Consider the following 7672-nt stretch of genomic DNA (forward strand, 5'->3'; position numbering starts at 1 on the left):
ATCCGGCTCCGACAACCTGGCTAACGTGGACCAACACGGCAACGCCAACGTAGCAGTGGCACACTCCCACGGCGGCAACAGCGTTATCGATGTGGACCAGCTGGGTGACAACAACCTGGCCAACGTAGAGCAGGACGCCATTTCAGAATACGGCATCGCAACCATTACCCAGCCTGGCTCTGACAACGAAGCCTTTATTACCCAGTTCGGCATTGGCGCCTCTGGCAATGAAAACGTGGCCACCATCCTGCAGGAAGCCACTCTGGACTCAGCCACCATCACCCAGATGGGCGGCGGCGGTAACAACGCCTTTATCCACCAGAACTGATCATCCCGTGATCACGTCGGGGCCACACTGTGGCCCCGACCTCGTTGTGCCCACCCATAATACCAACGCCTAACCCGGGGGCCGGACCCAAGAGGACAATGTCATGGCGCTGCCGCCTGCACTGCGGATGCTTTTTCCCGCGCTTATGCTGTCTCCCTGTCTCCTGCTTGCAGACAGCAGCACCCCGCAAATTGAACAACACAGCAGTATTAATACCGCCAGCCTCTATCAACAGAGCAGCACCGCCAGCCTTGCAATCATTCGGCAATCCCGAAGCCATGACGTCAATGCCATAATCAGCCAGCAACACAGCCACCGCAGTGACGCCAACATCGATCAGACGCAGTCTCATCATAGCGAGGCACGGATATCACAAGACCACACCGATAGCGCCACAGGCAGCATCCAACAGAATCAGTCACCGTCCTCTCGAGCTGATATAGAGCAGTCAAACGGGTCGGATATCGACGCGAGCATCGCACAGTACGGCACGGGTAACGACGCGCTGATAGCGCAGAGTCATATGGACAGCCGGGCATCCATTGAACAGCACAGCCCGCTTCACGATATCGAGGGAAGCACCGCAACAATCCTGCAATCAGCGGGCAATAGTTCGGGGAAAATCATCCAGTTTGGAGTGGGCAATCATGCAACGGTACATCAGTTCTAATCGGCAACGGTGCCTCGGCACCCTCACCCGCGCAGCGGGGCTTACCCTGTTACTCATCGGAGCAGCGACACCCATGGCCGCCTATTCGTCACCCTGCACTGTGGACATCATTGCCACTGCTGAAAAACAGCAACACCGTTTCCACCTGCTGCTCCAATGCGAGGCAGCCGACAGCAATCTTCATTATGAAATCGGCATTGAGAAAAAAGGGCCCAACGGAAGCAGCCGCACCCGTCAATCCGGCCATATTTCAGTGCATGCAGGAAAAAATCAGGCAGGGAATATCGCCATCAACATCATGCCAACAGATACCGTTACGGCCACCGCCACCATCCGTCGGGGTGACACGCTAATGGCCAATACCACGCGCATCTTTACGCCTGGCTCGCTTTAGTCACCAACTCATCGTTCCCAGCAACAGATTGGCAAGACTGCAGCAATCCGCCCCGGCTAACCGGCGGTGTTTTATTAGCGATCACGCCGGCCAGAGGTTTCTAATGTCTCGCCCCTCAAGGCCAGGCCGTACTGCTTAATCACCTCGGAATCCATATCAGCGGGATTCTCAAGCTGCCAGTTGCCGTCCATAACCCCCTTGACGATAAGGTGTGCCACTGCGGCTTCGATCGCCAGTTTGACACATTGCTGAACCGGCTCGTTGGTGGTGACCCCGGCTTCGGTTTCCAGTAATTCCTTGAAGTCGATATACCGGTACACACCGACCTGCAGCTCTTTACTGTAGATAGTCTTGCGTGTTGAGACCGTGTTGATGATCCGCCCTGTGCGCACATCAACAGCCCGCAGATTCACTGTTACCTGGTCCGTTCGGTATTGCTCCGATGCGCCGACCCCCAGATAACGCGCGCCCAGCCCACCGGTCTTGATATTGGACTCATAGGCAACAATGCCACCCTGAAAAAGAATGTCCGAGGAAAACAGGTCAGGGACATCCGCCACGCGCACGCCTTCCTTCTGGCGCTTTTCTACCACGGCCCGGGCAATCTTGCGCTCAGTCAGCAGGTCTTGCAGTCCTTCCCGTTCCAGAGTGAGGAACCAACCAGAGCGATTAAGGGCATCAATAAGAAACGCCGCAGCGCCCTGGGTGACCGCCGTGGAAAATGACGAAGACGGCGCCGGCCGATATTGCCCGGTCAAATCCCGAAAGCTGTATACCGAGGCCATGATTCGACCTTTGGGGGGCGGCATGCTTTCAAGATCCAGAGCCACATCGGATTTTTTCACCAGCTCAGGGGCTTCCGGCTCCAGAGGCGGAGTCACACACCCAACCAACAGCAGGATCGGCAAGACCAGCATCACTAGCCCGCAACGGTTGTAACCATTCATCCTTGAGTTTCCCAGCGTAGAGCGTCTAAAAGGTATCGGGGACCAGGCCATCCACCGCAATCTGGGTGACTTCGCCGGTATTGATGTCTTCAATAATGATGGACAACACACCCTGGTCATCGATGATGTTAATAGCAAAATCATCGGTCACGATGCTGCCTTCGTTGCCCGCCCCCACATCCGCCAGCAGCTGGCTCAATAGCCGGGACTGCAACGACGATGTCAGGCGATCCAGATCAGAAGGCCTTTCATACGCAGACGAAGACGCTTCCGGATCCTTGTAATCGTTTTGCGCCTGGGCATTGCCCAGCAGGTGGGAACCGTTGAGGGGGTTGCCTCCAAAGTTTGGATTGACCGGCTGGTAAATCAGCTCACTGGCCGCAACAGGGCCAGCAACAAGAACAAACAGACAATAAAGCGTTTTCATTAGTAGCCGTCCTTGGCCAGATCAGGGTTGCCTACCAGAGTATCCAGCACTTTCATGCGCCGGACCCTGAATTCAATGGATTGCACCATCTGCTGTACCCGAGCATCTTCCCAGTTGGACGCAAACGACAACACAAAGCGCTCCAGCGTCGTATCGTCCGATTTCACTGTAATAATGCTGCCACTGCGGGCGGAGGGTTGCTCATAAATGCTGATACTGAAAGGCGAATCGGGAAACAGGTAATGACGTTGATAGGCAAACTGCTGATAAAACCGTTTGCCGATAGGGGTAATCGTCTGATCGACAACCACCCCCATGTCTTTTTCATTCAGGGCGGCCGCTGTCCCGGAAAATGCGAGGAGACTGCAGATGAATGGCACCCACGCCAATCGCAGCCCACACACAGCTACTCTCCGCTCTCTTCCAGGTGGTTCTCATGCACCCAGCGCATCACACCCACCCGATTCTTCACGCCAACCTTCCGGTAAAGGCTTTGCAAATGAGCCTTCACCGTATGCGTACTCAGGCAAAGGGCATCAGCGATTTCATGGTTACTCATGCCACGCACCACATGATCCAGCATCTGCCGTTCACGACTGGTGAGGCTTTCAAAGACATGCCCGCAACGGGTTGGGGTTTTGCGGTGACGGACCAGGTAATCCATGTAGCTGCGCGGGAACCAGCTGCGCCCCTTGCAAACCACATCCAGCGCCTTGGAAATAAGGGCGTCGTTGTCCTGCTGATAAATAACGCCTTTAACCACCGGCCAGTTAAGCAGGAAAAAAATATTATCGCCCCGATCGGCATTAACCAGGATAACCCTGCACAGGGGCATATTTTCCTGGACACGGCCAAGCAACTTTTCCATTTCCGGAGTCGAAAAGTCCAGCACATTAATAAGCACCAGATCATCCTGGATATGATCACAAAAGAGATCATCACTGCTGATTGCGGTGCAGGATACGCCTCGCTGGTTCTCAATGGATTTTGCTAAAAGCCGGATTGCAAGATTGTTGCAATGTGAAACCACCAAATAGGTTTTGCTTTCGTCACGCGTCCCGTGCGCCATCGACACATCCATATCAATGTCCCTTTCCCCAAGTTCATGGCCAATGGACCACGAAATATCGCTCCCTTCACGTTACCAACACAGACATTATCAACCTGGTCTGTCGGCAGGCTGGCATCTGCCAACCGGGATCGTTAGTCTATGTCCACCATTTTCCAGTAGCACTAGTTCTATCGGCTATATTTTAAAATATGTAAAATAGTGATGTTTGTCACAAAAAATATCACTTTATTTTTATATACGCCATTGCCATATCATTCATACCCAAAGTGGGCAATTACCTTTGTGGCGGTATTTTGGGGGCTTTTCATACCGCTTATAGTGAGTTTTCCATGAAATTCTGTAGCCATTGCGGCAACCCCAACCTGCAGTTCAGCATTCCGGAAGGAGATAACCGGCCACGCTACTGGTGCCCGGATTGCCAAACCATCCATTACCAGAACCCCAAGATTGTGGTGGGCTCCGTACCGATTTGGGAAGGTAAAGTCCTGCTCTGCAAACGCGCCATCGAGCCTCGCAAAGGCTATTGGACACTGCCCGCAGGTTACATGGAAAACGGCGAAACCCTGCAGGAAGGTGCGGCCAGAGAGACATGGGAAGAAGCCTGCGCCACGGTGGCCATCGGCGACTTGTATACAGTCTTCAACCTGCCGCACATCAATCAGGTGTATGTGTTTTTTCTGGGAGACGTGGAGGACGGCAAATACGGTGTCGGGGAAGAGAGCAGTGACGCAGGTCTGTTTGCCCTGGATGACATTCCCTGGGATGAGCTGGCCTTCCCCACCATCGGGCGCACGCTGCGGTTTTATATTGATGACCTTGCCCGCAATGATTTCCCCGTGCGCACCCAGGATATCCAGCCGCTTAAGCGTCGGCCCAAAGACGAATAACCGGATCTCGGCAGCTCTCAGTGGGTGCCCGGCAGCGGCTCCAGCTTCCACAAATCGATGGCAGGCTCTTCATAGGGATGCGACAGGCGTAACGCACTGATCACCGCTTGCAGGCACGCGCCCAGGCAAAGCGTCTCCACCCGGTACTCTTCCACCACTTCCACCTGATCATGCTGACCGAGAAAGGGCTGACTCCCTGACAGGGGCCGGAATTGCCCCTGACCCAGCGTCTGAAAGCTGCAATGATCGTAATCACCCAGGTGCCCGGCACCGGCCTCGAAAATGGCCGTTTTCACCTGTTCCACATGGCTCACGGGCACGTAAAAGCACAATTTGTAATGTTGATCACTGGCCTCTGTCATTCATGCCTCCCAGTGCGTTGAACGTTACGATGCCACCCCGGTATCCGAGGGTAGCGCAGACACAAATTCTGGCTTCAACGCATACTCACCATGGGCGGAAATCCAGATACCTTCCGCCGAAACCGTTTGCTCGCCATTTACCCAGACACTGCCTTCACAGCGTAACTTGCGGCGCTCCAGCGAAACCAGCCGGGCTTCGAAATCCACCGGCGTGTTTAACGGCGTGGCCGCCAAGTAGCGGATATTCAAAGTGCCGGTCATGCCGATTTGACGGACATAATCCTGCGTCTTGGCCATCAGCATATCCAACGCCAATGCCAGCACGCCACCGTGGACCCGCCCTGGCGGCCCCTGAAACGCGGGACCAAACGTGGCCCGGCCACGAATACGGTCACCATCGATCCACAATTCCAGCGGCGGCGAAAGCGGCGAGGCTTTGCCGGTAAGAATTTCAAAATCCACCAGGTCAGTCACGTCATCACCACTGCCCTGCCCGGCCAGCAGACGCTGCAGAATATCGCTGTAATCCCGCTGGCCTTCCTGCTGCAATGCCTGGCGCAGCTGCTGCACCTGACCGATGTAATCCTGCAACTTTTCATGCGGTGCATCCAGCCGTAACACCTGTTCGGTGAGGCCCGCTAATTCCTGGCCCAGCTGACGATGCAACTGCGCCCGCGTGGACGGCTCTGGCGTTTCCGCCACACGAATATCGCGAAAATGATAGGTGGTTTCAGACATCAATTACCCCAGACTCTTGGGTGTCAACCAGACACCTTCTGCGCTGACGGTCTGGGTGTCCCCGTGCCAGATGCCGCCCTCTACAAAAATTTTCCGCCCTTCCTGGCCGGTAATGTGCGCCCGACATTCAATCGGCGCTTCTATGGGTGTCGCTGCCAGATAACGGATATTCAACGTACCGGTGACGCCCAAACGAAACGCGGCATGCAGCGCACGGGAGAGCCCTGCATCCAGCAGCCAGGCGATCACCCCGCCATGCACCCGTCCCGGCGGCCCCTGATACTGAAGCCCCAGGCTGACTTCTCCACGGATACCATCCTGATCTTCCTGCACCCACTGCACCTGGGGAGCAATCGGGTTGGACAGGCCGCCCACCGGGTCGTAGTCCATCATGTGATAGATATCGTCTGCGGTGGCTTTACCGGTAAACAGTTTTCGATTCGCTTCACGGGTATCACGACGCTCCGGTGTGCCCACCGTCTCTACCATGGCTTCCAGTTGCTCTACCCAGGCAGCCAGGGTTGCTTCATCCGCTTCTGCGCGAATCAACCGCTCCGCCAGTAATTGCATGGCCGCACTGATACGGCGGCGCTGTGCAAAATCACTGGGCACAGGCTCGGTTTTGTAGGCCTTTTGCAGCTCAAAAGGGCCGAAGATTTTTTCAGACACAGATCACCAATGAATAATTAATCACGAAGAAATTCAAACAATCGTTTGATTCTGAGGGGAGAGGCTCTGCAGCTCAAGCTCATAAAAGGACATAAAAAAGGCGGAAATGGCCACCCCATTTCCGCCTTTTTCAGTTTCCAGCTGTCAACTGTCCACTATCAACTATCCACTGCTTTTAACCCACCCATTTGCGGGCGTTGGCAAACATCCGCAACCAGGGACCATTCTCGTGACCACGCCAGTCGTCCGGAATCCAGCTGTTCTGCAGCACCCGGAACACCCGCTCCGGGTGCGGCATCATGATGGTGACGCGCCCGTCAGTGGTGGTAAAGCCGGTTACCCCCTGCGGAGAACCATTAGGGTTGGCCGGGTACTGTTCGGCCGGGTTACCCAGGCCGTCCACATAGCGCAGGCTCACCAGGCGTTGCTCGATATTGCGATTCAGGGCGTCATCCGCCAGCTCCACACGGCCTTCCCCATGAGCCACGGCAATCGGAATGCGCGTGCCAGCCATGTCTTTCAACAAGATGGACGGGGAATCCTGCACTTCCACCAGAGAAGTACGCGCCTCGAACTGCTCAGACAGGTTACGCACAAAACGCGGCCAGTGTTCCGCCCCGGGAATCAGGTCTTTCAAATGCGACAGCATCTGGCAGCCGTTACAGACCCCCAGCGCAAAGGTGTCTTCACGGAAGAAGAAACGGTTAAACGCTTCGCGCATTGCGTCGTTATAGAGCACGGTCTTGGCCCAGCCACCGCCGGCACCCAGCACGTCCCCGTAGGAGAAACCGCCACAGGCCACCAGCCCCTTGAAGTCATCCAGCTTCACACGGCCTTCGAGCAAATCACTCATGTGCACATCAACGGCGGAGAAGCCGACGCGATCAAACGCCGCCGCCATTTCTGTCTGACCATTAACGCCCTGCTCGCGCAGGATGGCCATTTGCGGTTTGTTGCCAGTATTGATGAACGGCGCCGCCGGGTTTTCCGTCATATCAAAGGTCAGCCGCACATTCAGGCCCGGACCATTGCTGTGCGGAATCGCATCAAATTCCTGACGGGCACAATCCGGGTTATCCCGCAGGGACTGCACCTGATAACTGGTTTCCGCCCAGATACGCTGCAATTCACGGCGCGGGGTTTCCAGCAAAATCCCCCCCCCCAAACGCAGGCGAATC

General features: G+C 55.5%; 12 protein-coding genes. 4 read left to right on the plus strand and 8 right to left on the minus strand.

The window, feature by feature from the left end; genetic code table 11:
- The 3 genes from A3730_RS13240 to A3730_RS13250 form a co-directional block, all read left to right on the plus strand.
- A partial coding sequence (locus A3730_RS13240) for a hypothetical protein (protein ID WP_197477478.1) occupies window positions 1-328 on the plus strand: 328 nt, incomplete at its 5' end.
- A 103-nt stretch (window positions 329-431) separates the two neighbouring features.
- Complete coding sequence (locus A3730_RS13245; RefSeq protein ID WP_063519233.1) at window positions 432-998, plus strand: hypothetical protein; 567 nt, start codon at window positions 432-434, stop codon at window positions 996-998.
- A gap of 73 nt (window positions 999-1071) precedes the next feature.
- Window positions 1072-1392, plus strand: a complete 321-nt coding sequence (locus tag A3730_RS13250; RefSeq protein WP_063520158.1) for a hypothetical protein — start codon at window positions 1072-1074, stop codon at window positions 1390-1392.
- Window positions 1393-1466: 74 nt separating this feature from the next.
- Here the strand turns inward: A3730_RS13250 and A3730_RS13255 are convergent, their stop codons facing one another.
- From A3730_RS13255 to A3730_RS13270, 4 genes are all read right to left on the minus strand, one after another.
- The gene (locus A3730_RS13255; protein WP_063520159.1) at window positions 1467-2339 is read right to left on the minus strand and encodes a CsgG/HfaB family protein; all 873 of its coding nucleotides are present in this window, start codon (window positions 2337-2339) and stop codon (window positions 1467-1469) included.
- A 25-nt stretch (window positions 2340-2364) separates the two neighbouring features.
- Window positions 2365-2766 (minus strand): curli assembly protein CsgF, encoded by a 402-nt coding sequence (locus tag A3730_RS13260; RefSeq protein WP_063520160.1) that lies wholly within the window; start codon window positions 2764-2766, stop codon window positions 2365-2367.
- The gene (locus A3730_RS13265) at window positions 2766-3083 is read right to left on the minus strand and encodes a CsgE family curli-type amyloid fiber assembly protein (protein WP_063520161.1); all 318 of its coding nucleotides are present in this window, start codon (window positions 3081-3083) and stop codon (window positions 2766-2768) included. The genes A3730_RS13260 and A3730_RS13265 overlap by 1 nt, the downstream gene beginning before the upstream one ends.
- 89 nt (window positions 3084-3172) lie before the next feature.
- Window positions 3173-3670 carry a helix-turn-helix transcriptional regulator gene (locus tag A3730_RS13270; protein ID WP_231880631.1) on the minus strand — a complete coding sequence of 166 codons (498 nt, stop codon included), beginning with the start codon at window positions 3668-3670 and terminating at the stop codon, window positions 3173-3175.
- A gap of 497 nt (window positions 3671-4167) precedes the next feature.
- Here A3730_RS13270 and A3730_RS13275 point away from each other — a divergent pair, with 497 nt between their 5' ends.
- On the plus strand, window positions 4168-4725 hold the full coding sequence (locus tag A3730_RS13275) for an NUDIX hydrolase (RefSeq protein WP_063520163.1): 558 nt from the start codon (window positions 4168-4170) through the stop codon (window positions 4723-4725).
- Window positions 4726-4742: 17 nt separating this feature from the next.
- Here A3730_RS13275 and A3730_RS13280 read toward each other — a convergent pair whose 3' ends face one another.
- From A3730_RS13280 to A3730_RS13295, 4 genes are all read right to left on the minus strand, one after another.
- Complete coding sequence (locus A3730_RS13280; RefSeq protein ID WP_063520164.1) at window positions 4743-5087, minus strand: hypothetical protein; 345 nt, start codon at window positions 5085-5087, stop codon at window positions 4743-4745.
- Between the two features lie 24 nt (window positions 5088-5111).
- Complete coding sequence (locus A3730_RS13285) at window positions 5112-5825, minus strand: PaaI family thioesterase (protein ID WP_063520165.1); 714 nt, start codon at window positions 5823-5825, stop codon at window positions 5112-5114.
- 3 nt (window positions 5826-5828) lie between these two features.
- Entirely contained in the window at window positions 5829-6494 is a 666-nt protein-coding gene (locus A3730_RS13290) for a PaaI family thioesterase (protein ID WP_063519479.1), read from the minus strand.
- 175 nt (window positions 6495-6669) lie between these two features.
- Window positions 6670-7672, minus strand: a 1003-nt coding sequence (locus tag A3730_RS13295) for a phosphoribosylformylglycinamidine synthase subunit PurQ (RefSeq protein WP_197477479.1), incomplete at its 5' end; no start/stop codon positions are given.

This window comes from Alcanivorax sp. HI0044, assembly GCF_001634945.1.